Annotated in this window: 28 protein-coding genes and 1 tRNA gene; 11 read left to right on the top strand and 18 right to left on the bottom strand. The window is 54.1% G+C overall.

Features of this window, described 5'->3' with window-relative positions; all coding sequences use genetic code 11:
- Positions 1-126: 126 nt before the first annotated feature.
- On the top strand, positions 127-618 hold the full coding sequence (locus HUN04_06560) for a NifB/NifX family molybdenum-iron cluster-binding protein (protein WDP89402.1): 492 nt from the start codon (positions 127-129) through the stop codon (positions 616-618).
- Positions 619-648: 30 nt separating this feature from the next.
- Positions 649-1,026 carry a CGGC domain-containing protein gene (locus HUN04_06555; GenBank protein WDP89401.1) on the top strand — a complete coding sequence of 126 codons (378 nt, stop codon included), beginning with the start codon at positions 649-651 and terminating at the stop codon, positions 1,024-1,026.
- An 80-nt stretch (positions 1,027-1,106) separates the two neighbouring features.
- Here HUN04_06555 and selB read toward each other — a convergent pair whose 3' ends face one another.
- Positions 1,107-3,020: a selenocysteine-specific translation elongation factor gene (selB, locus tag HUN04_06550; protein WDP89400.1), complete on the bottom strand. Its 1,914-nt coding sequence runs from the start codon at positions 3,018-3,020 to the stop codon at positions 1,107-1,109.
- Between the two features lie 12 nt (positions 3,021-3,032).
- Positions 3,033-3,203 carry a hypothetical protein gene (locus HUN04_06545; GenBank protein WDP88213.1) on the bottom strand — a complete coding sequence of 57 codons (171 nt, stop codon included), beginning with the start codon at positions 3,201-3,203 and terminating at the stop codon, positions 3,033-3,035.
- Positions 3,204-3,364: 161 nt separating this feature from the next.
- Between HUN04_06545 and HUN04_06540 the strand changes: the two genes are divergently transcribed.
- Both HUN04_06540 and HUN04_06535 read left to right on the top strand, forming a co-directional pair.
- Positions 3,365-3,440 (top strand) — tRNA-His (locus HUN04_06540).
- A gap of 366 nt (positions 3,441-3,806) precedes the next feature.
- Complete coding sequence (locus HUN04_06535; protein WDP93184.1) at positions 3,807-4,778, top strand: peptidylprolyl isomerase; 972 nt, start codon at positions 3,807-3,809, stop codon at positions 4,776-4,778.
- Positions 4,779-4,793: 15 nt separating this feature from the next.
- Here the strand turns inward: HUN04_06535 and mtgA are convergent, their stop codons facing one another.
- Positions 4,794-5,507 carry a monofunctional biosynthetic peptidoglycan transglycosylase gene (gene mtgA / locus HUN04_06530; GenBank protein WDP89399.1) on the bottom strand — a complete coding sequence of 238 codons (714 nt, stop codon included), beginning with the start codon at positions 5,505-5,507 and terminating at the stop codon, positions 4,794-4,796.
- 139 nt (positions 5,508-5,646) lie between these two features.
- On the opposite strand from mtgA, the gene HUN04_06525 reads away from it, so the two are divergent.
- A complete protein-coding gene (locus HUN04_06525) occupies positions 5,647-5,946 on the top strand; it encodes an AF1514 family protein (protein WDP89398.1) in 300 nt (99 codons plus the stop codon).
- Here the strand turns inward: HUN04_06525 and HUN04_06520 are convergent.
- Both HUN04_06520 and HUN04_06515 read right to left on the bottom strand, forming a co-directional pair.
- Positions 5,943-6,206: a DUF3820 family protein gene (locus HUN04_06520; GenBank protein WDP89397.1), complete on the bottom strand. Its 264-nt coding sequence runs from the start codon at positions 6,204-6,206 to the stop codon at positions 5,943-5,945. The two genes, HUN04_06525 and HUN04_06520, sit on opposite strands and share 4 nt — an antisense overlap.
- Complete coding sequence (locus tag HUN04_06515) at positions 6,175-6,417, bottom strand: YheU family protein (protein WDP89396.1); 243 nt, start codon at positions 6,415-6,417, stop codon at positions 6,175-6,177. Before HUN04_06515 ends, HUN04_06520 begins: the two co-directional genes overlap by 32 nt.
- 71 nt (positions 6,418-6,488) lie before the next feature.
- Here HUN04_06515 and HUN04_06510 point away from each other — a divergent pair, with 71 nt between their 5' ends.
- The 3 genes from HUN04_06510 to HUN04_06500 all read left to right on the top strand — a co-directional run bounded on the left by HUN04_06510 (position 6,489) and on the right by HUN04_06500 (position 7,852).
- Positions 6,489-6,926, top strand: a complete 438-nt coding sequence (locus tag HUN04_06510; GenBank protein ID WDP89395.1) for a hypothetical protein — start codon at positions 6,489-6,491, stop codon at positions 6,924-6,926.
- A gap of 118 nt (positions 6,927-7,044) precedes the next feature.
- A complete protein-coding gene (locus tag HUN04_06505) occupies positions 7,045-7,203 on the top strand; it encodes a hypothetical protein (GenBank protein ID WDP89394.1) in 159 nt (52 codons plus the stop codon).
- Positions 7,204-7,318: 115 nt separating this feature from the next.
- Positions 7,319-7,852 carry a hypothetical protein gene (locus HUN04_06500; protein WDP89393.1) on the top strand — a complete coding sequence of 178 codons (534 nt, stop codon included), beginning with the start codon at positions 7,319-7,321 and terminating at the stop codon, positions 7,850-7,852.
- Positions 7,853-7,857: 5 nt separating this feature from the next.
- Here HUN04_06500 and HUN04_06495 read toward each other — a convergent pair whose 3' ends face one another.
- From HUN04_06495 to HUN04_06455, 9 genes are all read right to left on the bottom strand, one after another.
- On the bottom strand, positions 7,858-9,276 hold the full coding sequence (locus HUN04_06495) for an aspartate aminotransferase family protein (protein ID WDP89392.1): 1,419 nt from the start codon (positions 9,274-9,276) through the stop codon (positions 7,858-7,860).
- A 7-nt stretch (positions 9,277-9,283) separates the two neighbouring features.
- On the bottom strand, positions 9,284-9,751 hold the full coding sequence (locus HUN04_06490; GenBank protein ID WDP89391.1) for a DUF819 family protein: 468 nt from the start codon (positions 9,749-9,751) through the stop codon (positions 9,284-9,286).
- A 187-nt stretch (positions 9,752-9,938) separates the two neighbouring features.
- Positions 9,939-10,709 (bottom strand): DeoR/GlpR transcriptional regulator, encoded by a 771-nt coding sequence (locus HUN04_06485; protein ID WDP89390.1) that lies wholly within the window; start codon positions 10,707-10,709, stop codon positions 9,939-9,941.
- 90 nt (positions 10,710-10,799) lie between these two features.
- Positions 10,800-12,503 (bottom strand): carbohydrate ABC transporter substrate-binding protein, encoded by a 1,704-nt coding sequence (locus HUN04_06480; GenBank protein ID WDP89389.1) that lies wholly within the window; start codon positions 12,501-12,503, stop codon positions 10,800-10,802.
- A gap of 110 nt (positions 12,504-12,613) precedes the next feature.
- Positions 12,614-12,892, bottom strand: coding sequence for a DUF2160 domain-containing protein (locus HUN04_06475; protein ID WDP89388.1), 279 nt, complete (start codon positions 12,890-12,892; stop codon positions 12,614-12,616).
- Positions 12,893-12,901: 9 nt separating this feature from the next.
- Entirely contained in the window at positions 12,902-13,699 is a 798-nt protein-coding gene (locus HUN04_06470) for a carbohydrate ABC transporter permease (GenBank protein WDP89387.1), read from the bottom strand.
- Entirely contained in the window at positions 13,696-14,571 is an 876-nt protein-coding gene (locus HUN04_06465; GenBank protein ID WDP89386.1) for a sugar ABC transporter permease, read from the bottom strand. Before HUN04_06465 ends, HUN04_06470 begins: the two co-directional genes overlap by 4 nt.
- A gap of 14 nt (positions 14,572-14,585) precedes the next feature.
- A complete protein-coding gene (locus tag HUN04_06460; protein ID WDP89385.1) occupies positions 14,586-15,671 on the bottom strand; it encodes an ABC transporter ATP-binding protein in 1,086 nt (361 codons plus the stop codon).
- 9 nt (positions 15,672-15,680) lie between these two features.
- A complete protein-coding gene (locus HUN04_06455) occupies positions 15,681-16,790 on the bottom strand; it encodes an ABC transporter ATP-binding protein (protein WDP89384.1) in 1,110 nt (369 codons plus the stop codon).
- A 343-nt stretch (positions 16,791-17,133) separates the two neighbouring features.
- Here HUN04_06455 and glpA point away from each other — a divergent pair, with 343 nt between their 5' ends.
- Both glpA and glpB read left to right on the top strand, forming a co-directional pair.
- Positions 17,134-18,681, top strand: a complete 1,548-nt coding sequence (gene glpA / locus HUN04_06450; GenBank protein WDP89383.1) for an anaerobic glycerol-3-phosphate dehydrogenase subunit A — start codon at positions 17,134-17,136, stop codon at positions 18,679-18,681.
- Positions 18,671-19,939 (top strand): glycerol-3-phosphate dehydrogenase subunit GlpB, encoded by a 1,269-nt coding sequence (gene glpB, locus HUN04_06445; GenBank protein WDP89382.1) that lies wholly within the window; start codon positions 18,671-18,673, stop codon positions 19,937-19,939. The genes glpA and glpB overlap by 11 nt, the downstream gene beginning before the upstream one ends.
- 32 nt (positions 19,940-19,971) lie before the next feature.
- Here glpB and HUN04_06440 read toward each other — a convergent pair whose 3' ends face one another.
- The 4 genes from HUN04_06440 to HUN04_06425 form a co-directional block, all read right to left on the bottom strand.
- Positions 19,972-21,324: a sigma-54-dependent Fis family transcriptional regulator gene (locus HUN04_06440; protein ID WDP89381.1), complete on the bottom strand. Its 1,353-nt coding sequence runs from the start codon at positions 21,322-21,324 to the stop codon at positions 19,972-19,974.
- Between the two features lie 10 nt (positions 21,325-21,334).
- Positions 21,335-21,844, bottom strand: a complete 510-nt coding sequence (locus HUN04_06435) for a hypothetical protein (GenBank protein ID WDP89380.1) — start codon at positions 21,842-21,844, stop codon at positions 21,335-21,337.
- Entirely contained in the window at positions 21,781-23,241 is a 1,461-nt protein-coding gene (locus HUN04_06430) for a sensor histidine kinase (GenBank protein WDP89379.1), read from the bottom strand. Before HUN04_06430 ends, HUN04_06435 begins: the two co-directional genes overlap by 64 nt.
- 167 nt (positions 23,242-23,408) lie before the next feature.
- A complete protein-coding gene (locus HUN04_06425; protein WDP89378.1) occupies positions 23,409-24,062 on the bottom strand; it encodes a transporter substrate-binding domain-containing protein in 654 nt (217 codons plus the stop codon).
- A 433-nt stretch (positions 24,063-24,495) separates the two neighbouring features.
- On the opposite strand from HUN04_06425, the gene HUN04_06420 reads away from it, so the two are divergent.
- Positions 24,496-26,592, top strand: coding sequence for a hypothetical protein (locus HUN04_06420; GenBank protein WDP89377.1), 2,097 nt, complete (start codon positions 24,496-24,498; stop codon positions 26,590-26,592).
- The last annotated feature ends 40 nt before the right edge of the window (positions 26,593-26,632 follow it).

Below are 26,632 nucleotides of genomic sequence, written 5' to 3'. Positions count from 1 at the left end.
TTTATTCTAAAACCTTCAAAAAGCGTGGCTTGCTAATAAGTGGCACAGTCTTTGCTGTCTTAATGGTTGGGCGTCAAAGCTTGGAAAGCTAAATAAAGTTTGTTAATCCTTTAGCAAGGAGGCGTGATGAAAGTAGCTGTAAGCGCATACGGTGAAGATCTGGGTGCTGAGATCAATCCCAGGTTCGGCCGGTGTGAATATATACTGATCGTGGATACCAAAGATAAAAGTGTTGAAGCCATATCCAATGGCAACAGGAATCTTGGGGGCGGTGCCGGCATTCAAACGGCAGGTTTAGTAATTGACAAAGGGGCCGGAGCCGTAATCACAGGTAGTTGCGGGCCCAATGCCATGGATGTACTCTCCGCCTCGGGTGTTAAGGTCTATGCGGGGCAGGCGGGGATTGTGGGAGAGGCAATTGACCGGTTTAACCGGGGCGAACTGGCGCCCGCTGCCGGGGCAACCGTTCCGGAAAAGTCCGGGATAGAAGCCCCATCAGGCAATGCGGGATACGGCAGTGCCCGGGGCGGCGGATGCAGGGCCGCCGGCGGAATGGGCCGGGGGCGCGGGATGGGCCGGGGCCGTGGAATGGGACAGGGACTGGGTCGAAGACAATAGCAAGCGGATGCAGAATGCAAGGAGAATATAATGACAAAGGTAGCCATTATCCGGTGTGAGAAAAATGAGAACAGGTGTCCCCTGACCAGTTGTTTTAAGTCCATGATGGAAAACAGCCAGGGCTTTGCCCGCTATGATTCGTGCAGCCCGGCCGGCGTTTTTACCTGCCGGTGTCCCGGAGATAATGTGGTGGATTACGGGAAAATTCTAAAAGCAAAGGGGGCACAGGCCATTCATTTCTGCACTTGCGCCTTTGCCGGAAAAACCGAAAACGGATGGGATAAAGATAAAGGGGGGTTTTGCGATCATATTGAGGCCATCGCCCAAAAGGTGGCCGAAGGAACTGGTCTGCCCTGTGTTTTGGGATCTGCACATCTGCCTAAAGGGTATGTTCCGGAAGTGAAATAATCCCGTCAGGACAAAATACAACACCACCCCTGCAGAATTCTCCTGCAGGGGTGGTGTACGGTTTGATGACAGCGGCTGATTTAGACCTGACGCCTCAATTGCCGGTGGTCCCCCACCCGGATGGTCAGGCGGGTGGAATCAAAATATTCAATCAGGGGGATAACGAATTTTCTTGAAATACCGGTCATATCTTTGAATTCCGGAGTGGTGATTTTTTCATTTGCCTTTAAAAATTCAATGAGTTTTGTTTCAAGGTCGGCAATGGCACCCGCCCCGAAAAACAGGTCATCTTTGGTTTTAACCACTTCTTTTTCATCGATGAGCATCTGGAGTACATCCTTGGCCGTTTTCTGGTCAAGGTCCAGATCCTGACAGATGGTCCTGAAAAAAGGCGGGGTGAGGCCTGACGTTTTGTAAATCCCCAGGATTTTTTCCTTTATTTCATGCTGGTCCACCTGCAGTGCCACCTCAAACCCGTCCAGTTTGACCAGGTTTTTGTCCTGGATAATTGCCTTTTCTTTTTCCAGGCGGTTGAACAGGATATTAAAGAACCGGGCGTCATCCACGTATTTGAATTTGGATTTCAGTTCCTGGGCGGGCATGCCCTCCTTTAAGGGATTGGCTTCGTGGTAGGCGGCCAGCAGCTTCAGTGACTTTTCTTTGAAATTGTCAAACACCCTGCCGTGGACATATATTTGCCTTTCCTTGTCTGTCTGGATGATTTCCTGTCTGGCCAGCATTTTCTGGAGGGTGGCGGCCAGCTTTTTATCCGGGATATTGGCCATCACCCTCAGGTCGGTGAGGGAGAGCCCGGCAAATCCTCTCTGGGAAAGAAAGTATGAAAGGGTTTTTTCATGGTCCTCTGTGAGCAGGTCGGCAAGGCCCTGGATAACGTCAGGATCGTTTAATTTATGCTTCTGGGAGGCGGGGTTCAGGATGGTGCCGCCGCCGATGGTTTTCACCGGTGAGTATGACCGGACCACGTAGCGGTCATCCTTGATGCAGCAGACCGGTGCCTCCAGGCGGAACTGCACCGGGGCTGAATCCCCCGGCAGAAGTTCCTCCCGGTCAAGGAGAACCATATACCCCAGGATTTCACTGGTGCCGGAATGGAAGCGCACCCGGGTTCTGGCCTTGGCCGGTTTGGCATTGCTTTTCAGAAAATGGAAATCAGCATCCACCATATAGCTCTCGATAAGAGTGCCAGGCGAGGAGAGTATATCCCCCCGGACCACGGATTCCCGGTCCAGGCCCTGGAAATTGATGGCGGTCCGGGTGCCGGCGGCAGCATTGTCAACGGCACTGGAGTGGACCTGAATCCCCCTGACTTTGGAGGTGATTTTTTTGGGGTAGACCATGATGTCATCCCCCACGTTAACCTGGCCGGATATCAGGGTCCCGGTGATGACGGTGCCAAATCCCTTCATGGAGAACACCCGGTCCACGGGAAGGCGGAATATGGAAGAATATTTTCGTTCCGGCAGTTGGCTGCAGATATCTTCAAGGGTGGCTGTGAATTTTTCCAGGCCCTGGCCTGTGGCGGATGATACCGGCACAATGGGTTTTTCTTCCAGAAAGGTCTCTGCCACAAAGTCGTTGATATCTTCCAGGGCCAGTTCAAGCAAGTCTTCATCCACAAGATCGGTCTTGGTCAGGGCGATCATGCCGTGGCGGATGCCCATGAGGTTGCAGATTTCCATATGCTCACGGGTCTGGGGCATGACGCCCTCATCTGCGGCAATCACCATCACCACCACATCAATGCCCGAGGAACCGGCCACCATATTCTTTACAAATTTCTCGTGGCCCGGCATATCCACGATGCCGATGTGCTGTCCGTTGGGAAGATCCAGGGAGGCAAATCCCAGTTCTATGGTGATGCCCCGCTCTTTTTCCTCTTTGAGGCGGTCGGTTTCAACCCCGGTCAATGCCTTGACCAGGCTGGTCTTTCCATGATCAATGTGTCCTGCCGTGCCTAAAATTATATTGTCCACGAATATTATCCGTTAGTCTTTGGATTTTCTGAAAAAACTCATGCCGTAGGCCAGGGCCACCAGGATCACCCCGGTTGCCGCCCCGTGAAAAATTCCCCAATCCGGCCTGAACAGCCGGGTCAGGATGATGCCGAAAGCCAGGCCCATGATCAGGCGCACCGTAAAAATAATCAATGCATTCATATATATTAAGGTCCTTACTTGTTGTCGCAATTCATAATCAAAGGATAATAGTCAAACCCGGGTGCCAGGTCAATCTTTTAATCGATGATGAAATTTTAATCATTTTATAAAAAAAGCTTGCCAAAGGAAAATTGTTTTGATATCTTAGCCTGGTTTTTGCGGTGGGTGTAGCTCAGTCGGTAGAGCACTAGGTTGTGGCCCTGGTTGTCGCCGGTTCAATCCCGGTCACTCACCCCACAATAAAGCAATAAAAGCAGCTGTGTTTCAGCTGCTTTTTTTATGCCCGGACACAGGGTGTCTCTTCCCTTTGAATTTCCCGATTTCAATTAGACAAAATTATTCCGAATTGATATATAGCTCCCAATTGAATTGCAGGATATTGTTACCTTATTGACGCTCGGTGGAAAGCGGGCGGGCTGAAGGGATCCTGCAATGCAGGAACGCATACATCTAAATATCCGGATAGGAAAAATTATGAGATCTGAATTTAAGCCGCCCTTAATGGGAGTAAAATCGGTTTGTAAAGCATTGCTGCCCAGACTTTGTAAAATTTTACTGTTGTGGTCCTGCCTGTTCTGCCTGGCGGTTTCTCCACCCTCTGCCATGGCGGCTCAGGACAGCTATCCCGGGCTTGGGGACGGGTTGTATGCAAAAATGGATACGGACCGGGGCGTCATCCTGATCAAATTGTTTTATAAGCGGGTGCCGCTGACCGTCACCAATTTTGCCGGCCTTGCCAGGGGAACCATGAACACCTCCAGCAAAAAGGGAGAAAAATTCTATGACGGATTGACATTCCACCGGGTCATTGCCGATTTCATGATTCAGGGGGGGGACCCCACGGGCACCGGGCGGGGCGGCCCCGGATACCAGTTCCCGGATGAATTCCATCCCGATTTGAAACACGACGGCCCGGGCATTTTGTCCATGGCCAATTCCGGCCCCGGCACCAACGGCAGCCAGTTCTTCATTACCCATAAGGCAACGCCCTGGCTGGATTTTAAACATTCTGTATTCGGCCGTGTGGTAAAGGGAATGGATGTGGTCAATGCCATTGAAAAGAATGATACAATCAAAAGCGTAGAGATCATAGCCAAAGGAGCGTCGGCCGAGGCCTTCCGGACGGACCAGTCCGGATTCGATGTCCTGATGAATGCCCGTAAAGCCCGGCGGGAGGCTGACAGAAAAAAAGAGATCGCCGCCTTTAAAATGGAGATGCTGGAAAAAAATCCCGGTGCCGTCAGCCTTGAATCGGGGCTGATGTACGTGCCAGTAAAACCCGGCTCCGGTTCGGCCGTGGCAAAGGGTGCCACCGTTCAGGTCCATTATACGGGGGTGCTGGCCAACGGCAGGAAATTCGACTCTTCCAGGGACCGGGGGCATCCCATCAGTTTTACCCTGGGCCGGGGAGAAGTCATTCCCGGATGGGACATGGGAATTGCCGGCATGAAAAAGGGGGAGATGCGGCGGCTGCTGATTCCATATCCCCTGGCCTATGGCGAGAGGGGGTATCCCGGTGTGATTCCGCCCAAGGCAACCCTGATTTTCGATGTGGAGCTTGTGGATTTCAAGTAGGCCGCTGCCGGCCTTTTACAGCAAAGGCATATTTTTCATCTGGCGGAGTATCCGGGACCTGCGCTGTTTGACGTGGGGGCCGGGGTGTTTTGCCGACCATTTATGGGGGCTGGGCAGGACGGCGGCCATGGCAGCGGCCTGGGCAGGCGCCAGCTGTCCGGCATCGCATGAAAAATAGGCCCGGGCACCGGCCTGGGCCCCCACGATTCCCGTTCCCCAGTCCACCGTATTTAAATATACCTCAAGTATCCGTTTCTTATCCCAAAACAATTCAATGAGTACAGTGTACCAGGCCTCTGCGAGTTTGCGCACCAGGCTTCTGGATGACGGGAGAAACAGGGAACGGGCCGTCTGCATGCTGATGGTGGAGGCCCCCCGGAACCGTCCCCTGGCCATGAGATCTCTTATGACATTTTTGATTTCCGTGAAATCAAATCCGTTATGGGTGAGGAACCGCTGGTCCTCGGAGGCCAGGACTGCCCGGCGCAGATGGGGGGATATGTGTTCTATTTTTTTCCATTCCCAGGCCGGTGTGACATAGGGGGCGTCAAAATAGTTTCCCCTGATCCATTCATAGGCCATATTCACGGTGCCCGGCGGGTTGATGAATTTTACGGCCAGCACCTGGAGTGATGAGAGCAGGATCGCTGCCAGGCAGAGTTTCAGTCCGGTTTTTACCAACCAGCCTCGCAGTGTTTTTCCGACGTTTTTTTTCTTTTTTTTCCCCATAACCTCTTTTGTCCCATTTTGGGGGTTCTACTGCGGCGCCCGATTCTTGTCAAATGGAATTCCGGCCTTATCTTTTTTATATCTGTCCGGCTTCTTTTTTAAAGGAGCCCATATCCCAAGAATACACAGAGAGGTGATTATGGCACAAATTCACCATGTCACGGATAACCAGTCCGATGAATATATCACGATGAACATTTCAACAGAAAATCTGGATTTTGCAGCAGCCAAAGCAGCGGCAAAGGGCAAGGCCTTTGAATTTTGCGACCACCCCATGATCCTTTCCTGGAAAAACGGGATCACCGGGGAATCCCATCCCGATTATGAATGCGGGGTTAATGACCGGCCGTTCTGGATACGGTATGCCCAAGGACGGGGAGCAAATCTGACCATTGACATCAACAACGGCGACTATGTGTTTATGGTGCTGAAGATTTAGAATCCAGGGCCGTTGAAAAGGTATTCAAGCCCGTTCCGCTTGATTTCGTATACGGTTTTGAGCATCTCCCCGAGCTTGCCTGCGGGAAAGCCCTTTTGGGAAAACCAGACAAGATAGGGTTCGGGCAGGTCCACCAGCCGCAGTCCCTTGTATTTGCCAAAGGGCATCCGGGTGTTGGCCAGGGCGGCGAATGCCGCTTTATCGGGTTCCACTGGGATTCCCACGGGATTATCCTTTGAGACGGCCCAGGGCAGGATCATCGGCCCTCAGAATATTGCAGGTTTCGGATTCCGGGTCGAATACGATAACGGCCCTGCCGGTTTTGAGGTGGGTCAGCACCTGGCTGATCTTTGTTTCCAGGGAGACCTCATGTTCACCGTAGTCCGTGCCGTCACGGGTGACAAATTCTTCAATCACCCCGTTAAGGGCCTCGGGGGTGAGCTGGTCATATGGAATTTTTAAGGCGTTCATTACAGGTTGGTCTTTATGCATGAACCCGGTGGCGGTGTCAAAGGTTTTTTTGTTTCCTGGAGGGAGATCTCGTGGTATATCCTCTGGCCATGATGGAGATTCTCCTGGCATATAAAACCACCTTGCTCTGGCTTTCCGCACTTTCATTGTTCTTTTTTTTATTCAGCTTGGCGGCGCTGCCATGGATCCTGGCCAGGATACCGGAAACCTTTTTTCTTGACCTGGCCCGTGACGGCGGGGGGGTTAGGAAAAACAAGCCCCTTTCACCGGGGAAAATGGTTCTGGCGGTAATGAAAAATCTGGCGGGCCTCATCCTGCTGGCAGGGGGGATTATCATGCTTTTCATTCCGGGCCAGGGCCTGTTGACTATGTTGGCCGGCCTGCTGCTGATTGATTTTCCCGGTAAGAAGAAACTTCTCCTGATTCTGGCCAGCCAGCCCGGGATCCAAAAGGGGACCAACTGGATCCGGGCCAAAAAGGGGGTGCCGCCGCTGCGTTTCCCCGGTTGACATTCCCGCCGCCGGCGTTAGCTTATATACATGTAACCGTAAGATGACCATAGGACGTTCCGGTAGAAAAAACGCTGGGTAAAAGAAGACGGGACATTTTAGCATAAGGAGAACCGCCATGACCGAATCCAATAAGAAAAAAAACTATTGCGATGCAGCGGACCAGAAGAAAGTGGTCGAGAAAATGATGGACTGCGATGAGAAATCACAGGACGATAAGGAAAAAAGTGAATGCTACGCAAAGATCCTTAAGGAAGATGACGGCTGCATGTCTTGATAATCCCCCGCTTGTAATCACCGCTCCCGGCCCGGATTGCCCGGGCCGGGAGTTGTATTTTCATCCAGGACGGGCAGGTGAAATTTAACAACAACGGTTGAAAGAGGAGGCGTTTATGGATGTCGATTCCCCAGAGGTTCAGGCCTATCTGTACCAGCTCAATGAAATCGCCGGCGCCGACCCGGACGCCCAGGTTTCCATGTATGAGGTGGGAGAGGCCCTGGGGCTTGAAAGGGATGAGGCCGCCCATATGGCCGAAGTCCTGTTCATGGGCGGATATGCCGAGTTGAAAACCCTGTCCGGGGGCATCGGTATCACCCCCATTGGGATGAAGGCGCTGGGCGTGGCCCCGGTCCAGGATCCGGCCGCAGTTCCCTCTCTCAGCGGCGAAACCTCACTCACGGACCAGGACCGGAGCAATACGGAGGCGCTCCTGGCCGAGGTCAAATCTTCTCTGGAGACCCGGTCCGGGGCGTATCAAACCCTTGAAACCGTGGTCATGGATATCAAAACCATTGAGGTCCAGATGCTTTCTCCCCGGCCCAAAACCGCCGTGGTCCGGGAGGTGTTCCGGTCAATGGCCCAGGCCCTTCCGGAAAAGGACTTTCCCGAAATTTTAGGCCGTTTAAAGGCCATGGTCAGCGGGTGAGCCCTTCAGGACCGGAACCTTAAAAACAGTCGGCCCAGTTTTTCTGCCCATCCGGCGTATTTCCCGTCCTGGGCATTGAGATCCAGCGACATGCCTCCGGGGCCGTAGGACTGTTTCATGATGTCCAAGACATTTTTTTTCACCATTTTCCGCATGGGCACCTTGGATACCATGCCGTAGGTGGCGGCGCTGCCGCTGAGGCCAAGCTCAGGATTGGCCCGGATTTTTTCCACACTCTCTTTCAGGTCTCCCAGGTATTGGTTGGTCATTTTGTGGTGAAGGGGGGTGACCATGGCATGGAGGCTTTCAGGCTTCTGCTGCCGGTCGATGTGCCATCCTTTTTCTTCCATCCTGTCCCCCACGGCATAGATGTTCAGGCCCTTGTCCGTGGATCTGTAGGCGAAAAGACCGGCCTCGGGCCGTCCCAGCACTTCCAGGCCTTCAATGGCGTTGATGCCCCGGATCAGGGCGGCGGCCGTATCCATGATGATCCGGGCATGGTCCAGGTATCCGTCCCGCCCCATGGCCTGCATGGCCGCCCAGGCCGCGGCAACGGCGCCGCCGGGCCGGGTGCCCAGGATGCCGGGGGACGCAAATACCCCGCCGGGCCATTCCGTGGAGATGAAAAATTGGTGGGCCATATACTCCATGTCCCGGTAGAGGAGAGTGGAGGCCCCCTTGGCCGCATATCCGTATTTATGGGTGTCGGCGGAAATGGATGTCACCCCGGGTACCCTGAAATCAAAGGGGGAGATATGGTAGCCCAGCTTTTCCACAAAGGGCAGAAGATATCCGCCCACACAGGCATCCACATGGAGGGGGATATTGTTTTCCACGGCAAGGTCCCCCAGGTACTCAATGTCGTCCACCACCCCGTGGGGATAGCCCGGGGCCGATCCCAGGATCATCACCGTGTTTTTTGTGACGGCCCGTTCCACAGCATGGATGTCCACCCGGAAATCCTCGCCCAGAGGGATGCGCACCGGCTTGACGTCAAAGTATTGGGCGCCCTTTTCCCAGGCCACGTGGGCGGATTCCGGGATGATCATTTCAGGTTTTTTTATTTTTTTCGTTTTTCTTGCCATGTCCCTATAGGTTTTTACGGCCAAGAGGCAGGATTCCGTGCCCCCGGAGGTCATGATGCCGCAGGCCCCTTCATCTCCGTTGAGGAGGGCAGCCGTCATCTGTACCACTTCAGCCTCCATCCGTTTTAAGCTTTTGAAGGCCATGGGGTTGAGGCCGTTGGTGGAGGCAAAGAGCCGGCCGGCCTCGTTCAGAAAGTTGGAATATTCCTCATCCCGGTAATAGACAAGGCTCCAGGTCTTTCCGTTCTTATAATCCGGATCGTCCAGGCCGAATGTTTTCAAGTCGTCCAGAACCGTGTCAAAGGAACGGCCCTGGTCAGGAAGGGTGACAGGTTTCATGGTGTCCTCACTGTAAAAGGGATTTAACAATATAGGCCATGGTGATGCCCAGGTAATTGCCCACGGCATATCCGATGATGCCCGTGGTCAGGCCGGACAGGATGATGGCACGGTTTTTCAGGGCCCCTGCCACCACCGGCACAAAGGGGGGCGAGCAGATGGCCGAGGCCGAGGTGATGATAAAGGTGTCCGTATCAATTTTGAATATCCTGCAGAAGAGGCCGTGGAGGGCCATGGACCCGAAAACACAGCAAAGCACATAGCCCAGCAGGGGCAGGGAGAGGGCCACTGTGGCCTCGCAGATGCTGTTCTGCATGGTTTCCGATCCTGCGGGCAGGATGTGGATATTGCCCAGGATCAGCCCGGCGGCATAGCAGAGGATGATCATTCCGATTTTATCGGCCAGGGGGAACCGGATGCACAGATAAATGATGAGCGCCGGAAATAGAACGTAGAATCCAAGGACAGCCGCCATATATACCCCCTGCAGAAAGAAGATCGTGGTTAGAATGTCAACATGGTGAACTTAGAAAGTTTCAGCCTTCCCTGTCAACCAATAATCTGCCTGATGTTTATATGAAAGAACTGAGCAAACCATTTGAGTTATTTCATAATTTGTTGCGGGCAACCCCCTGTGAAAGACCGGGGCGGCCCATGGCCGTTTATTCGCGGGCAATGATCACCTGGATCCCCAGGTCCTCCAGCATTTTTTTGAAATCCGGTTTGATGCCGGCATCGGTGATGAGGATATCGATTTTTTTAATGGGAGCGGTGACAAAGTTGGAGACCACCCCGATTTTGGTATGGTCGGTGACCACCACCACCGGCCCCTGGGTCTGTTCGATCATCAGCCGGGTGACCTCGGCCTCCTGCTGGATGGGCGTGGTCAAGCCGAATTTAATGCTCAGTCCGTCCACCCCGATGATGGCCTTGGAACCGCAGACCTGGTCCAGGACTGAATGGGCAAAAAAGCCGATCATGGAGTTGGACTCCCGCCGGAACAGGCCCCCAGTGAGGATGAGTTCGATGTTGGGGTCGGTGACCGCGGTCAGGGCATTGGCATTGGAGGTGATCACCCTCAGGTTTTTGCCTGAAAGGTGTCGCAGCACCTGGGAGGTGGTGGAGCCGGTGTTGATGAGCAGGGTATCCCCGGATTCCACCACCCGGTTGACGGCCCTGCCGATGAGTTCCTTTTCCCTGCGCTTGATCCGGTCTTTTTCCGTGTAAAGGGGTTCGGTTTTCATCCGGTGGCGCAGGATGGCCCCGCCGTGGGTACGGTCCAGGATACCTTCTTTTTCCAGGGCGTCAAGGTCTCTTCTGATGGTCAGTTCCGTAACCTTGAATTGCTTGCTCAGCTCAATGACCTTGACCACCCCTTTCTCTTCGATGATGGAGCGGATTCTGGACTGCCGTTCTGCGGGTATATATGCCATGCTTTTTTCCCCGTTGGTTGGTGATACAGCAGGGGGGCATTAAAATAAATGCCCCCCTGGGTTTTCAGACGATGCCGTAAAACGGCAGAATTACTTCTGCCAGGTCTTGATCAGCTCGTCGTAATCCACGGTAATGCCCTGGGGCTTTTCATTGGCCAGTTTGGCCTTGGGAGATCCCGGCTTTTTCAGCCATTCTTCTGGATCAACCTTTTTGTTGAGTTTGGGGCCTTTGTCGCCCTGGATGCCGGCACGTTCGATACGGGCCAGGATTTTGTCCTGTTCTTTGGCCAGGTTGTCCATGGCGCGGGATACGGTGACTTCGCCGGAAACGGCTTCACCGATGTTCTGCCACCAGAGCTGGGCCAGTTTCGGGTAATCAGGCACGTTGGTGCCGGTGGGAGTCCACTGTACCCGGGCAGGACTCCGGTAGAATTCCACCAGTCCGCCCAGTTTGGGGGCGCGGTCGGTGAAGGACTGGTGATGGATGTCCGTATCACGGATGGGGGTGAGGCCCACATGGGCCTTTTTCAGGGAGACGGTTTTGGAAACCACGAACTGGGCATAGAGCCAGGCGGCCTTCCGGCGGTCAACCGGGGTGGAGTTCAGCAGGGTCCAGGAACCGCAGTCCTGGTAACCCAGTTTCATGCCTTCTTCCCAGTAGGGGCCGTGGGGGGAGGGTGCCATCCGCCATTTGGGGGTGCCGTCTTCATTGACAACAGGGGTACCCTCTTTAACCATGTCGGCGGTGAAGGCGGTGTACCAGAAGATCTGCTGGGCCACGTTGCCTTTGGCAAGGGCGGGCAGGGACTGGTAAAAGTCCATTCCAAGGGCGCCCGGAGGGGCGTATTTTCTCAGCCATTCCATGTATTTGCGAAGCGCATATTTGGCGGCAGGAGAGTTGGTGGCACCGCCGCGTTCCACAGAAGAGCCCACGGGCTGGTTCTTTTCGTTTACACGGATGCCCCATTCGTCAACGGGCTTGCCGTTGGGAAGGCCCTTGTCGCCGCAGCCGGCCATGGAGAGCCAGGCATCGGTGAACCGCCAGCCAAGATCCGGTGCTTTCTTGCCGTAGTCCATGTGGCCGTATACGGCTTTGCCGTCGATTTCCTTGACATGGTTGCCAAAGAAGTCGGCAATGTCGTCATAGGCGGACCAGTTGACGGGCACGCCCAGTTCATAGCCGTAGAGTTCTTTAAATTTTTTCTTGAAATCCGGGCGGCTGAACCAGTCGTACCTGAACCAGTAGAGGTTGGCGAACTGCTGGTCGGGCAGCTGGTAAAGCTTGCCGTCGGGGCCGGTGGTGAAGGATTTGCCCATGAAGTCGTTGATGTCCAGTGTGGGCAGGGTGACGTCTTTGCCCTTGCCGGCCATCCAGTCGGTGAGGTTGGTTACCTGGCCGTAGCGGTAATGGGTACCGATGAGGTCGGAGTCGTTGACATAGGCGTCAAATACGTTTTTGCCGGACTGCATCTGCACCTGGAGTTTTTCGATGACATCGCCTTCCTGGATCAGGTCATGGGTCACCTTGATGCCGGTGATTTCTTCAAAGGCCTTGGCCAGGGTTTTTGATTCATACTCATGGGTGGGGATGGTTTCTGAAACCACCTTGATTTCCATGCCCTTGAACGGCGCGGCGGCTTTGATGAACCACTCCATTTCCTTGAGCTGCTCTGCTTTTGACAGGGTCGACGGCTGGAATTCGCTGTCCACCCATTTCTTTGCTGCGTCCATTCCGGCCCAGGCCGGCAGGGACATGAGGCAAAGTGCCGTAACGGCGGCCAATACTTTTTTCATCTGACAATCCTCCCAAGGCCTTCAGCTAACGGTTTGAGAATAACAGCCGCCCGGGCACCGGCTTGAAGGCCTATAAAAAAAAAGCCGGTGCCTGGGCATACACAACACTTCTAACCCCAGCGCATCACCACTGCCATCCAGACAAGGGAGATGCCGAGGGCAAACCATATGGTCAGCTCGGTGAGCCCGATCCATGCCAGATGGATATAGGCGGTCACCAGCAGACCGACGAAAAGCCTGTCCCCCCGTGTTGTGGCAATGGGGAGAAATCCTTTCCGTTTAATCGTCGGGGATTTGATTTCCCAGATGGTCATTCCGATGAGCATCAGGACGATGAATGAAAAAAAACATGCCGTAGGTATGGTCCATGCCATCCAGTCAAGTTTCATGGAGCCTCCTTATACGCGGCCCAGGGCAAAGCCCTTGGCAAGATAGTTTCTGACAAAGTAGATAACCAGGGCACCGGGTACGATGGTCAGGATGCCGGCGGCGGCCAGCAGCCCCCAGTCCAGGCCCGAGGCAGACACGGTCCGGGTCATGGTGGCGGCAATGGGCTTGGCCGCCGTGGTGGTCAGGGTCCGGGCAAAGAGCAGTTCCACCCATGAGAACATGAAGCAGAAGAAGGCGGCCACACCGATGCCCGACCGGATCAGGGGAACGAATACAAAGAAGAAAAACCTGGGGAACTTGTATCCGTCGATGAAGGCCATCTCGTCGATCTCAATGGGCACCCCCGAAATAAACCCTTCCAATATCCATACCGTCAGCGGAATATTGAACAGGCAGTGGGCCATGGCCACGGCAATGTGGGTGTCTATGAGGCCGAAGGTGGAGTAGAGCTGGAAAAAGGGCAGCAGGAATACGGCGGCCGGGGACATTCTGTTGGTCAGCAGCCAGAAAAAGACATGCTTGTCGCCGATAAAAGAATACCTTGAAAAGGCATAGGCGGCGGGCAGGGCTGTCACCAGGCAGATCACCGTATTCATCACCACGTAGATGATGGAGTTAATGTAACCGTTATACCAGGAGGGGTCGGTGAATATTTTCATATAGTTGCTGAAGGTGATGTCCGTGGGAAAAAAGACCAGCCTTGCCATGATGTCGGCATTGGTCCGAAGGCTCATGTTCAGCATCCAGTAAATGGGCAGCATGATGACCACAAGGTAAATGGTCAGGGTGATATATCTTTTTTTCATGATTCCTCTCCTCCTCCGACATTGAGCAGGGCCTGGTAGAACAGGTAGCAGAATAATAGTACGATGAGAAAATAAATAAGCGAGAACGCCCCTGCAGGACCCAGGTCAAACTGCCCGACGGCAATCTTGACCAGGTAGATGGACAAAAAGGTGGTGGTGTTCCCGGGGCCGCCGCCGGTGAGGACAAAGGGTTCCGCGTAAATGAGGAAGGAGTCCATGAACCGCAGCAGCAGGGCGATGGTGAGCACCCCCCTCATTTTGGGCAACTGGATATAACGGAAGATGGACCAGGAGGAGGCCCCGTCGATTTTGGCGGCCTGGTAATAGGCCGGGGGGATGGACTGCAGGCCGGCATAGGCCAGCAGGGCCACCAGCGGTGTCCAATGCCAGACTTCCATAAGCATGAGGGTGATCCAGGCATGGAGCCCCGAGGCCGTGTGGTCGAAGGTCAGTCCCAGGGCGTTGATGGTGGCCCCCATCAGCCCGATGTCCGGACGGGTGAAGATGATCCAGATGGTGCCGATGACGTTCCATGGGATGAGCAGGGGCAGGGCCAGGGTGACCAGGCATACCGAGGCGGCAAACCCTTTTTTGGCCGGCATGAGCAGGGCTATGCCGATGCCTAAGGGCATTTCAATGAGCAGCACCAGGCCGGAGAAGAGCAGCTGCCGCCACAAGGCTTCATGGAGACGCTGATCCGTTAGTACTTCCTTGAACCATTCTGTTCCGACAAACACCCGCTGACCGGGTCCGAATATATCCTGGATGGAATAATTGACCACAGTCATCAGGGGCACGATGGCACTGAAGGCAACGATCAAAAAAACCGGCAGGATGAAGAGCCATCCTTTATTATCTTGCCATTTTTTCATTTAATGCGTGCTCCTTACTTGAGTAAATGTTCATCCGCAAATACGCGGATCCATTCTTTGGGAAAGCGGATCCAGGCCGTTGATTCGGGAATGGGATCGTTTTCAGAGATTCTTGCCTTGAGGGTGTTCCCCTGGAAATCAACGGAAATAATCCTGTGGCTGCCCTGATCCTCAATCCGGGTGACAGGCACCTCAAATCCGTCGGGCTGGGCCGTCTGGGAAATGTTGAGGTAAAGGGGGCGGATGCCCATTTCCAGGCTGCCCTTGGCGGCGCTTGCCAGCTGGACGGTTTTTTCATCCGCCGGTATCAGGGCCTCGCCCACTTTGATATGATTCCCTTCCACGGTGCAGGGCATGAAGTTCATGCCGGGGCTCCCGATGAAGTAGCCGACGAACTTGTGGTTGGGGTATTCAAAGAGTTCCTGGGGGGTGCCCACCTGGACGATATACCCTTCGTACATGACAATGATTTTATCGGCAAAGGTCAGGGCTTCGATCTGGTCGTGGGTGACGTAGATCAGGGTCAGCTTGAGCTTTTCGTGGATTTCCTTGAGTTTGCACCGCAGTTCCCATTTGAGCTGGGGGTCAATAACCGTAAGCGGTTCGTCAAAGAGGATGGCGGCCACATCTTCTCGGACCAGCCCCCGGCCCAGGGATATTTTCTGCTTGGCGTCCGCACCCAGGCCTTCGGCCCGTTTTTTTAAAAAGGGCTCCAGGTCCAGGATTTCGGCCACTTCCCTCACCCGGCGGTTGATGTACTCGGCGTCAAATCCCCGGTTGCGCAGGGGAAAGGCCAGGTTGTCGAAAACCGTCATGGTGTCGTAAAGCACGGGGAACTGGAAGACCTGGGCGATGTTTCGTTTCTCCGGGGGAAGGTCGGTGACATCAATCTCCCCGAATTTTACCCGGCCCCGGCTGGGTTTGAGCAGGCCTGAAATAATATTGAGCAATGTGGTTTTGCCGCAGCCCGACGGCCCCAGCAGGGCGTAGGCTCCCCCGTCATCCCAGATGTTGTGGATACGCTTGAGCGCATACTCATCTTCCTTCTGGGTCTCCGGGAGATAGCTGTGGGCAATTTCATCTAAATTTATCTGCGCCATTGGTTCTCCTTATTGTGCCGGCTGGGCCGAATCGCCTTGTGGCAGGCCGTCCGGTGATATCAGCAGTTCACCTGCCTCGGAATAGACAAAGAATTTTTTCGGATTGACATAGGCGGTGATCTCTGAACCGATTTTCCGGCTGTCTATGCCCACCTCATGGATCACTGCCCGGGTATCGTCAAATTTGAAGTGGATAAAGGTTTCAGAGCCGTTGATTTCGGAAATTTCAACCCTGGAATCAATGGTGATATCATCTTGGGCCTGGGGTTTGAGATAGAGGTGGTTGGGCCGGATACCGAATTTGTATTTTCCCGGGGCAAGGGTGTTGAAGGGGGCCCGGTTTTCAATTTTCAGATCCCGTCCGATGGTGATGTTTCCGGTATCGATGTCGCCGGTAAAGAAGTTGATGGGCGGATCTGAAAAAAGCTCCGCGGTCTTGGTGGTGGCAGGATTCCTGTAAACTCTGGCCGTGGGGCCGGTCTGGAGCACCCGCCCTTCGTCCATCACCACGATGTTCCCTCCCAGCTTCAGGGCTTCGGAGGGCTCGGTGGTGGTATAGACCACGACGGATTCCCGCTTTTCGAATATGGCCTGGAGTTCTTCCAGCAACTCTTCCCTCAGCTTGTAATCCAGGTTGACCAGGGGCTCGTCAAGGAGGAGAAGGTCTGTATCCTTCATCAGGGCCCGGGCAATGGCCACCCGCTGCTGCTGTCCGCCGGAAAGTTCCGAGGGCAGCCGGTCCAGCATGGGCTCCAGGTGGAGCAGCTTTGCCGTTTCCCTGACCCTGGCCTCGATTTCATCCGCGGCGACCCCGGCCACCTTGAGGGGGGATGCAATATTATTGTAAACGGTAAACGAGGGATAGTTGATAAACTGCTGGTATACCATGGCCACGGACCGCTTCCGTACCGATACCCCTGTTGCATCCTGGCCGTTGGCCAGGATCCTTCCCGATGTGGGGCGGTCCAGCCCGGCCATGATTCGCAAAAGGGATGTTTTGCCGGCCAGGGTCCTGCCGAGAATGACATACCTGGATCCGGACTGCAGATCAAGGTTGATGTCGGCAAGGTGGGTTTCGCCCTCCACCACTTTGTTAATTTTTTCTAGGGTAAGCCCCATTTTTCAGACAATGCCTCCTGAAAATAATTGTATCCGCTTTTATCCCCGTGAGTTACGAAAAAACAGCGAGCAAACCAGCATCAGTGTAAGGGTAAGCAGACGTTAAATTTTCCCATCATCAAATTTTGATATTAGAGTTTTGTAGTGAAGTCAAGAAAAAAAAAGATAAAAAATGATAATAAATATTGAAATTTAAAAGCAAAAGGGATAAAAAAAGAACATATATGATCTTTTATTCGGCGAAATAGGAATAAAAACGAACAAACATGATCCTGTACAATCCTTTGTATCATTATAAGGAACGGGAACTACCGGACATTAAGATAAGGGTAGAAAAACCAAATTGGAAACCGAGGTATTAATCATAGGGGGCGGCACCACGGGAACCGGCATTGCCAGGGACCTGACCCTAAGAGGGATTTCCTGCATCCTCATTGACCAGAAGGATATCAATGCCGGTGCATCCGGTGCCAACCACGGCCTGCTCCATTCAGGGGCCAGGTATATCTTCAAGGACGGCGAGGCGGCGGTGGAGTGCCACCGTGAAAACCTGCTGCTCAAGCGTCTGGCCCCCCACTGCATTGAAGATACAGGCGGGCTTTTTGTGGCGGTGGATCAGGACGATGACGATTATATTGCCCAATTCCCCAAACTCTGTGTCAAATACGGCCTGCCCTGCAAAGAAATATCTGTGGATGCGGCCAGGCAAAAGGAACCCTGTCTGGCTGAAAATCTCAAGGCCGCCTTTGAGGTGGCCGACGCGGTTGTGGACCCCTTTATGCTTTCCCTGGACAATGCGGCCCATGCCCAGTCAAAGGGGGCGGCCATTCTTCGGAATATGAAGCTGACCGGGTTTGAAATGCGCAATGGGAAAATCCATACAGCCCAAGTGGAAAACCGCCGGACCGGTGAAAAATTAACCATAAAGGCCCAGGAGTTTGTCAATGCCTCCGGCGCCTGGGCCGACAATGTGGCGGCCATGGCCGGTGCATCAATCCCCATGAGTTACTCAAAAGGGTCTCTTCTGGTCACCCAGAGCCGGATCAACCAGGCGGTAATCAACCGGCTGCGGCCGGCCTCGGATGCCGATATCCTGGTGCCCGGCGGCACCGTCTCCATCATCGGCACCACCTCCGTTGAAATCGACTCCCTGGATGACATCCGGCCCACGGTGGAAGAGGTGGATGCCATCATAAAGGAAGGGGCCCAGATGGTGCCCAAACTGGCCACCACCCGGTATATCCGCGCCTATGCCGGCGTCCGCCCCCTGGTCCGGACGGCGGGGGGGGACGGCCGGAGCATCAGCCGGAACTATACCCTGAAAACCCACACTGAAGACGGCATCGACAACCTGGTGACCATCACCGGGGGCAAGCTCACCACCTTCAGGCTCATGGCGGAAAAGGCCTCGGATATTGTGGCCCGGCGACTTAAAAACACCAATCCCTGCCTTACCGAAACGGAAACACTGCCCCCCAGCACCAAGGGGGAATGGACCGAACCGGGCAAATCCCCCCGGGTGTGGATGGCCAATCCGGAACGGCGGGACACCCTGATCTGCGAATGCGAGATGGTCTCCGAATACATGGTGGATGAAATCGTCAACGACCTCAAGGCCGAAGGAACCATCCCCACCCTGGAAGAGGTGGGGCGGAGAAGCCGTATCGGCAAAGGCCCCTGCCAGGGCACCTTTTGTTCTTTCCGCCTGGCCGCCTATCTCTACCGCAAGGGGGAACTGGCCGATTCCCAGGGCATGGGCCAGGTCCGTGAGTTTGTCAATGAACGGTGGAAGGGGTTTATGCCCCTGGTCCGGGACAAGGAGCTGATGCGGGTGGAACTCCAGGAATCTTTTTTATGCGCCCTGTTTGGAATGGAAGAGGATGATGAATAAGCCAGTTAATTGTAATGTCGCCGTCATCGGTGCCGGCATGGCCGGCATGGCCGCCGCCATTTTCGCCGCCAACCGGGGGCTTTCCGTGGTATGCGTGGGCAAGGCCTCTGAAATCTCTTTTTCCAGCGGCTGCCTGGATCTTTTTTCACGGATCCCCGGTTCGGATATGCCGGCCTTTGACAACCCTTTTGAGGGAATTGCGGCCCTGACGAAATTGCAGCCCGATCATCCCTATGCCAAAGTGGGCCGGGAGGATATTGTCCAGGGCTTTGAAGAGTTTACCGGATTCATGAATACGTCCGGCATCCAATACCATTGCACCCCTGAAACCAACCAGAAAATCATCACCCCGGCAGGCACCCTCAAGTCCACCTGGTGCGTCCCCTCAGCCATGTATGCCGGCACCCGGGCCCTGGCGGAAAAAAAGAAAATTCTCATTGTGGACATCCGGGGCCTCAAAGGGTTCGGCGCCAGGCAGATGGCCCAGAGTTTGAAAAAACACCACCCCTGCATGGGCAGTGTCACCGTGGAATTCCCGGGCCGGGAGACCGCAGGGGACCTCATGTGCGAGCGCCTGACCTGGGACCTTGAAACCCCGGATATCCTTTCCCGGTTTATCGGGGTGCTCCGGCCCCATACTGCCGGTTATGATACCGTGGGCCTGCCGGCCATTCTGGGCATTTACCGGTTTGAGGAACTGAAAAACAAGATCGAGAAGGCCCTGGGCAAAACCGTATTTGAAATCCCCACCCTGGCACCGTCCGTTACGGGCATGCGTACCAAAGAGGCTTTTCTCGGGCAGCTGCCGGCAAGTAAGGTCCGCCATTATCCGGTGATGGTAAAAGATATTACCCATGGGGAAGCAGGATTCAGTTTTGAGGTGAGCGAAGGGATTGCTGTCCGGGAGGTCCGGGCCGAAAACCTGATACTGGCCACAGGCCGGTTCATGGGCCGGGGGCTCGGGGTCAATGCGTCAGGAAATATCAGGGAAATGCTCTTTGATCTGCCTGTCACCCAGCCCAGGGACCGGAGAGAATGGTTCCGCCGTGATTTTTTCAATCCAAAGGGTCATGGGGTGAACCGGTCCGGCCTTGAAACCGATGAATGCTTCAGGCCCCTGGGCCGGGGCGGCAAGGTCTTCCATCCCAAACTCTATGCCGCCGGTTCCATCCTGGCCCACCAGGACTGGAAACGGGAAAAATCAGGATCAGGAATTTCCATCGCCTCGGCATACCGGGCGGTGGACCATCTGGCCTGAGAACGTCACCGGCCGGCGGCCATCGGACGGCCTCATCCCCTGAAGTCTTCAGCATTGAGGTCGCATTTTTTCATCTGCTCGTAGAAATCCGCCCGGTATTTGCCGGCCATTTTTGCGGCCTGGCTCACATTGCCTGAGGTCAGGGTCAGCAGCTCGATGATGTATTTTTTTTCAAAATCCCGCTTGGCCTCCTTAAAGGGCTTCAGATCGGTCCGGGGAGGCTCTTCGCCCATGAGTACCAGTTCCTCGGGAATGGTTTTGGTCTGGGACATGGCCACACAATACTCCACCACATTTTTAAGCTCCCGGATATTTCCCGGCCACGGGGCCTGGCACAGCTTTGTCATGGCCGCTTCTGAAAACCGGGTAACGTTCCTGTTCATTTCCCGGCTGAACTGCGCCAGAAAACAATGGGTCAGCAGCGGAATACAGGCGCGTCGCTCCCTTAACGGGGGCAGGGTGATGGGGATCACCCGGATCCGGTAATAAAGATCCTGTCGGAACCGGTTTTTTTTGACCTCTTCTTCCAGGTTGGTGTTGGTTGCGGCGATGATCCTTGCCTTGAGTTTGATTTTCTCATTGCCGCCCAGGGGATAGAATTCATTTTCCTGGAGTGCCCTGAGCAGCTTGGCCTGGGTGGAGATGGGGATTTCCGAAATCTCATCGAAAAAAAAACTGCCGTTTTCCGCCTTTTCAAGAAATCCAATTTTATCTTTATCCGCCCCGGTGAATGCCCCTTTTTTCACCCCGAACAATTCGCTTTCAAAGAGGGCTTCGGGAATGGCGGCACAGTTTACGGCAATGAAGGGCGCATCCCTCCTTGCGCTGGCCACGTGGATGGATTTGGCCATGAGTTCTTTTCCCGTGCCGCTTTCCCCCTGGAGGAGGATGGTGGAGTCGATCTGGGAGGCCTGGATCACCGATTTGAGAACGGCAATCATTTTTTCATCTTTTGCAATGATATTGTCAAAGCCGAATTTGCTCTGGAGCATTTGCTTTAGCGCGTTGATTTCTTCGGTGAGCCTGTTCTTTTCGCATCCCAGCTGGACGTGGTGGATCAGTTCTCCGTCGTCAAATGGTTTTGTCAGGTAGGTATAGGCCCCCTTTTGAATCGCCTCCACCGCATTCTTAATGGTGCCGTGGGCGGTGAGGATGATAACGGGCAGGTCGGGCCGGATTTTTTTTACCTGTTTCATGAGTTGGATGCCGTTTTCATTGCCCAGTTGCAGATCAATGATGGCCAGTTCCAGGGTATGGGTTTCCACCGCAGTGAGGGCGGCCGTCGCGGTTTCCACTGCAATAACCTTGTAGTCCTCCAGTTCAAGCCTCATTTTCAGTATGCCCAGTATGCCCGGGTCATCGTCTGCGACAAGTATGGTGCCCATGGCCGCTCCTTTATTTGAGGTCAATCTGTTTCATTCGTTCCAGCTGTTTTTCCAGGCCGTTGTTCTGTTGTTCGAGACTGCGGACGGCCGCTTTCAGCCGTTTGATTTCAGTTTCAAGGGCTTTTACGGCATCCGCCTCTGTCGTCAATAGCTGGGTTGTTTTATCGGCCCGGGCCGCAAGATCCGCCTTTCTGGCCTGGTCGGATAAGATCTGGTTTAAAAGGGCCCTCCCGGTGCGAAGCAGTATAATTTCCTGGGATTCGGCAGCTGACCGCTCGCCTTCCCGGCTTTGAACCAGTTTGAGCATCAGGCTGTTTGTCCGGGCGGCCTCTTGGAACGCTTTATCCTGAATCTGGGTCTCGTAATCGACCAGGTGGCGGTTCAGGCGCATCTGATCGGGGGAGGGAGCGCTCTTGAAGGTCGCCTTCAGGGCACAGCCCGATACCAGTGTCCCCGTCAGGATGATGCAGGCAAGGTAAACGAAACCCGGGTGCCGCCTGCTTCCACATTTTCTGCCCATATGTCTCCTCCGTGTGCACTGATGATGTATTTTGATATTGACAGTCCCAGTCCGGTCCCCATCCGAGTGTTCTGGTCGCAGTCAATCTGGTTGAATTTATAGAAAATCTTTTCAAGATGATCAAGGGCAATTCCGGGGCCGTCGTCTGTCACCCTGACCTTTAGAATATCCCCCTGTCCCTCAAGTCTGCAGTCCACTGTGACGGTGCCGCCTTCGGGGGTGAACTTTAATCCGTTGCCGATCAGATTGTCCATCACCTCAATCATCCTGTCCTCATCCCCGCAGATCCGGGGAAGGTCAGACCGGGGCGGTTCGAATTCCAGGGAAATTTTTTTTTTCTGCGCCAGGGGGGCCAGCCGTAATATGGATTTTCTTAGCACATCCGGCAGTTGGACAGGATCCTTGCGGTATTCCATTTTTCCGGCTTCCATTTTTGAAAAATCAAGGAGGCGCATGACGGAGTTGAGCAGCCTTGCGCATTCTCCGTTGATCAGTTCAAAGAGCTGGGACTGCTTTTGGGGCTGATTTGCGTAATACCCTTTTGAAAGCATCACGGCCGCCTCTTTGATTGAAGTCATGGGGGTCCGCAGCTCATGGGAGACATGGTTGATGAAATCTGCCTTGAGTTCATCCAGTTCACTGAGGCGCCGGCACATCAGGTTGAAATGGTCGGCCAGATCCTGAATCTCTTTGGGCCCCTGGATGTTTTTGATTTCTTCGAACCGGCCCCGGGAGATGTCCCGGGTCTGTACCTGGAGCCGGCCCACGGCATTGCGGACGGACCGGGTGTTGATCAGGGTGATCATCATTCCTGTGAATACGGTCAGAAGCGTGGTCACTACCGTGATAAAGAATATCTGCCGGGTCATTTCGCCTGAGCGTTCGGTTTTTCGGGTCACCAGGCTGCGGGTTGCCGCCTCCATGGCCATGAGGCCGGTGAGTACCCTGACCTTCATTGGGCCGCGCTGGCGGGAAAGGGTGTCGAACTCCGGCACCGTATCCTCTGTCACCGGTTTTGCATTGGCGGTGAACCAGGCCAGATAGGCCTGGAATGAATTCACAGTGCGGTCAAAGCCTGATTTCTGCCCAATGGTTTCCAAAAAGGGATAGAGGGTCTTGAATGCGTTGTCCACCAGTATCTTTTGCTGGTTGAACCGGTTAAAATAATCCCGGTCCCGGGTGACGAAGAATTTTTCATCAAAGCTCACCAGGCGCTGGAAATTTTCTTCAATCTGTTCTGTCCCGGCCAGGCTTTCCTGCTGCCGCCCAAGGATATCGCGGTTGAGTGACTGGAGGCGCATCAGGTCGTAGGATACCAGGGCACCCATGCCCAGGATCAGCACCAGGATAATAATATTTCCGATGACCAGGCGGGTGAAAATCGTCATAGGCTTCATGGCCGGTCCTGAAGAATTTTAGTTTATAAATGTAGGTCTCTTAGTCGTGCATGGAATTCGCCTTTGTATATCCAAGGTGGGGCGGTTGTGTCAACGGTGAAAATTTCGCATGGGGTCAATTCATCTGAATATCGGTGCCACAGGAAAGGGGGGACCTAACCAAAGACTTATGATTTCACAGCACCGCCTATGGTTGTGATTGCCTCTATGTATTGGGCCCTGATTTTTTCTATTAATCCCTCCTGGTGCATTTTAATCAGCGACGCATTGATTTTCGGTATAATATTTTTATTCTTTTTGTGTACATAATGATACAATTGGCTTTTTACTAACGGCTGTTCCATGGCCTTTACACCCATTAAATGAAGTTTCTTTATCTGTAACAGCCCGGTCAAACGGGATGCTAAACAAATATCAGCCCTGTTTATGTCCAGCAGGTGAAACGCCATGCCATAGGTCGGCACTTTGATGGTGGTCATATCTTGGGTATTTTTTTCAGCGAACTTACTTCCGATTCGCATTACAATCCTGTAGGGTCTGAGGCTGTCCCATCCGTTTAGGGTGAAGGGTAAATTTTTTGTAAATACGACGCCTTCAAAATAGTTGACTGGTGTGGGGATCATGATCAGATTGGCATATTTTTTATCGATTCCCCGTATCCGGTTCACCTCTCCGTCGGTGCTGCCGGCGTTTGATGCGAGCAAAGCCCTTTCTGCAGGGAATTTTCGTATTTTAAGGGTGATGCCGATTCGCTTATATGCCTGTGTTAAAATTCTTTCGGACACTTCTGAAACCGGATCTTTGAGACTTGATAATTCCATGAGGCCATTGGCGCGGGATGCCGTTGTGCAGCATAGCAGGCATATTATGATTATAAGGGATGATTTCACTTTTGAACCTTGTTGATTCAATTCCGTTGATTCGGTTAAACTGCACCGTGCAAAATAAAGATATTGGAGAATAAACTTACTCCGGGATATTTGGCAAGTTTTTTCCTTTAATTAGGGGGCTGAAAGAGAGGCAAGATCCCGGCCTTGAACGGCGGGCCCTCACTGCCAAGACCCGGAAGTTGCCGTTTGCATGGGGATCGGTATGCAGGTTCGTGTATCCTTGACAAAAAATAACCCAGAGGGTAATGCAGTTGCCGTGCATGTGCTGTTGAAATTGTAAAACCGAGATGGAAACTTTGCTGAGCTGAACATGAATCCCGGTATCCTTAGAACATCAGGCCCTTTTCGGGCAGTCTTTTTGTGTATGGCTATCTTGCTGGCCCTTGCTGGGGCCACCGGCTGCCGTTCCGCTGCCCTCCTGCCCCGGGCTGAAAAGGGGCAGTTGGATCTGCAAAAATGGGATTTTGAAGCAGAGGGGCCGGTCCGCCTTGACGGTGACTGGGCCTTTTACTGGGGAAAATTTATGGGGCCCGAAAGGGTTGCCCCGGACACACCGGCGGCGGCCCGGGCATACTACCCGGTGCCCGGGTTGTGGAAACATACCCCCGGCGGGCCGGGTGGAAAAACCGGCTTTGCCACCTATGGGCTGCGTGTGACCGGCCTTGACGGAAAAGGTGTCGGCGGCCTGTTCATCAACGATATTCTTTCAGCAGGGCAGGTGTTTGTAAACGGCCGTCTTCTGGTGTCCAGGGGAATGCCCGGCGCCGACAAAAAGAGCGAACAGCCTGTTGAACACGCCCTGGCCTTATGCTTTCCGCCGCCGGACAACGGGGTGCTGGACATTCTGATCCAGGTTTCCAATTTCCATAATTCCCAGGGCGGCATTAATACGCCGGTGTGGCTGGGAACCGAATCCGGGATCCGGCGAATGGCGGACCGGCAGTGGATTACTGCCGGCGTGCTTGGGGCCGGCCTGATGATCATCGGCATCTACCACATCCTGATTTACCTGGTGCGCCGTCAGGAGCAGATTTCGATGATATTCGGCGCCTATGCCCTCCTCTTGGCCGTCCAGACCTTATTCGGGGTGAACGGCGGATGCCTCATGGCCTATCTTTTTCCAGGACTTCCCTGGCGGCTTTCCATTGACATGACCCTTCTGCCTTTTGGGCTGGCCGCCCCGCTGCTGGTCATGTTTTTTCACAGGATGTTTCCGGAACCTTATGCCCCAGTAATAAACAAATGCTACGGCGGCCTTGGCGGGGTGTTTGTCTTATATCTTCTTGCGACACCCGGTACAAAAGCCTACGATCCTGTGGTCCTGGGCTTCATGCCGGTGACTCTCAGTGCAATGCTCTACGTCTTTGCCCGGCTGGTCAAACGGTGGATGCAGGGGGAAAAAACAGCCCGTTTTCTCTTTCCCGGATATTTGATTCTTGCCCTTACTGCGGTCAATGACGTGCTTTCTGACCTTCATATCCTGGATACCACCCGGCTGGTGCCCCTTGGGATTCTGATTTTCATCCTGTTTCATTCCTTTGTCATCACCCTGCGGTTTTCAACGGCTTTTGCCGCAGTCGATGCCCTGACCCTGAAACTTCGGCGGCGGGAAAAGCGCGAATTGGAGTTGCGGCTGATGCAGCGGCGGCTCTCATCCATGCTCGACCGGGTGGATGACGCCCTGATCGGCGTGAACGGGGCTGGGGAAATCGGGGTTGTCAACAGGGCATTTGAGACCTTTACCGGGCAGTCGGCGGACCGGATTCTGGGGACAGCCGCCCTTTCCTCATTCAAGGAGATCCCATGCCTTGCACCTCTGGTTCCCTGCCTGTCCTCCCCTGCCTCCAGCCTCAGCGGCATCGAGATCCATCTGCCGGACCGGGCCCCTGTGTCCGTGGATGTTGTGATATCCCCATTGGACCTGGAAGAGGAGGCCTTCCGCCTTATGGTGTTGAAACCCGCCGGTGGGATGAACGGCGGAGAGGGGGACCTGCCATCGGCATCCTTCATTGAACGGCTGAATCTGAACCGGGAACGGATGATGAAGTTTGAGGCGCTGTTGGATCATTTGGCGGTGCCGGGCCGGGGGGAGGGTACCCTGAAATCCATTGACCGGCTTTTAAACCGGCTTCCTTCCCCGGGGCCGTCTGCAACAGCTGACAAGCGGTCCCTGGCCGTTCATATCATGAACCGGTCCATTGAGTACTGGTCGGTTTCCACCGGAACTTCCAAGGCGGAAATGGCAGAAAAATCCGGGCTGTGGAATGTATACATCGAAAAGGACGGATGGGTCAGGACCCAGACCCTTGATAAATACCTTTCCCTGGAGTCCCTGCCTGCACGGCCCCGGTGGAAGAGCATTCTCAATACGGCGGAGTATGTCCTTGCCGCCTGCAGTGCGCCCACGCCCTTGAGGGAAAGGCTGGCCGCCGATGTTGAGGCCTTCCGGGCCCTGAAATAATGGATGTTCCTGCTGCCTGATACGGGCGGGGTTACCGGGG

The organism is Desulfobacter sp., from assembly GCA_028768525.1.
Lineage (GTDB): Bacteria > Desulfobacterota > Desulfobacteria > Desulfobacterales > Desulfobacteraceae > Desulfobacter.
Note: the sequence above shows the minus strand (reverse complement) of the source record. Positions and strands in the feature narration are given on the sequence as shown.

Coding starts and splice junctions, on each gene's coding strand:
- HUN04_06455 (WDP89384.1), bottom strand. CDS start 16,790: ATGGGGCTTACCCTAGAAAAAATTAACAAAGTGGTGGAGGGCGAAACC.
- HUN04_06500 (WDP89393.1), top strand. CDS start 7,319: ATGGATGTCGATTCCCCAGAGGTTCAGGCCTATCTGTACCAGCTCAAT.
- HUN04_06495 (WDP89392.1), bottom strand. CDS start 9,276: ATGAAACCTGTCACCCTTCCTGACCAGGGCCGTTCCTTTGACACGGTT.
- glpB (WDP89382.1), top strand. CDS start 18,671: ATGATGAATAAGCCAGTTAATTGTAATGTCGCCGTCATCGGTGCCGGC.
- HUN04_06505 (WDP89394.1), top strand. CDS start 7,045: ATGACCGAATCCAATAAGAAAAAAAACTATTGCGATGCAGCGGACCAG.
- HUN04_06420 (WDP89377.1), top strand. CDS start 24,496: ATGGCTATCTTGCTGGCCCTTGCTGGGGCCACCGGCTGCCGTTCCGCT.
- HUN04_06475 (WDP89388.1), bottom strand. CDS start 12,892: ATGAAACTTGACTGGATGGCATGGACCATACCTACGGCATGTTTTTTT.
- HUN04_06545 (WDP88213.1), bottom strand. CDS start 3,203: ATGAATGCATTGATTATTTTTACGGTGCGCCTGATCATGGGCCTGGCT.
- mtgA (WDP89399.1), bottom strand. CDS start 5,507: ATGGGGAAAAAAAAGAAAAAAAACGTCGGAAAAACACTGCGAGGCTGG.
- HUN04_06555 (WDP89401.1), top strand. CDS start 649: ATGACAAAGGTAGCCATTATCCGGTGTGAGAAAAATGAGAACAGGTGT.
- HUN04_06440 (WDP89381.1), bottom strand. CDS start 21,324: ATGGGCACCATACTTGTCGCAGACGATGACCCGGGCATACTGGGCATA.
- HUN04_06435 (WDP89380.1), bottom strand. CDS start 21,844: ATGGGCAGAAAATGTGGAAGCAGGCGGCACCCGGGTTTCGTTTACCTT.
- HUN04_06430 (WDP89379.1), bottom strand. CDS start 23,241: ATGAAGCCTATGACGATTTTCACCCGCCTGGTCATCGGAAATATTATT.
- HUN04_06485 (WDP89390.1), bottom strand. CDS start 10,709: ATGGCATATATACCCGCAGAACGGCAGTCCAGAATCCGCTCCATCATC.
- HUN04_06515 (WDP89396.1), bottom strand. CDS start 6,417: ATGAACGCCTTAAAAATTCCATATGACCAGCTCACCCCCGAGGCCCTT.
- HUN04_06520 (WDP89397.1), bottom strand. CDS start 6,206: ATGATCCTGCCCTGGGCCGTCTCAAAGGATAATCCCGTGGGAATCCCA.
- HUN04_06480 (WDP89389.1), bottom strand. CDS start 12,503: ATGAAAAAAGTATTGGCCGCCGTTACGGCACTTTGCCTCATGTCCCTG.
- HUN04_06460 (WDP89385.1), bottom strand. CDS start 15,671: ATGGCGCAGATAAATTTAGATGAAATTGCCCACAGCTATCTCCCGGAG.
- HUN04_06490 (WDP89391.1), bottom strand. CDS start 9,751: ATGGCGGCTGTCCTTGGATTCTACGTTCTATTTCCGGCGCTCATCATT.
- HUN04_06560 (WDP89402.1), top strand. CDS start 127: ATGAAAGTAGCTGTAAGCGCATACGGTGAAGATCTGGGTGCTGAGATC.
- HUN04_06425 (WDP89378.1), bottom strand. CDS start 24,062: ATGGAATTATCAAGTCTCAAAGATCCGGTTTCAGAAGTGTCCGAAAGA.
- HUN04_06535 (WDP93184.1), top strand. CDS start 3,807: ATGGCGGCTCAGGACAGCTATCCCGGGCTTGGGGACGGGTTGTATGCA.
- HUN04_06465 (WDP89386.1), bottom strand. CDS start 14,571: ATGAAAAAATGGCAAGATAATAAAGGATGGCTCTTCATCCTGCCGGTT.
- HUN04_06470 (WDP89387.1), bottom strand. CDS start 13,699: ATGAAAAAAAGATATATCACCCTGACCATTTACCTTGTGGTCATCATG.
- HUN04_06525 (WDP89398.1), top strand. CDS start 5,647: ATGGCACAAATTCACCATGTCACGGATAACCAGTCCGATGAATATATC.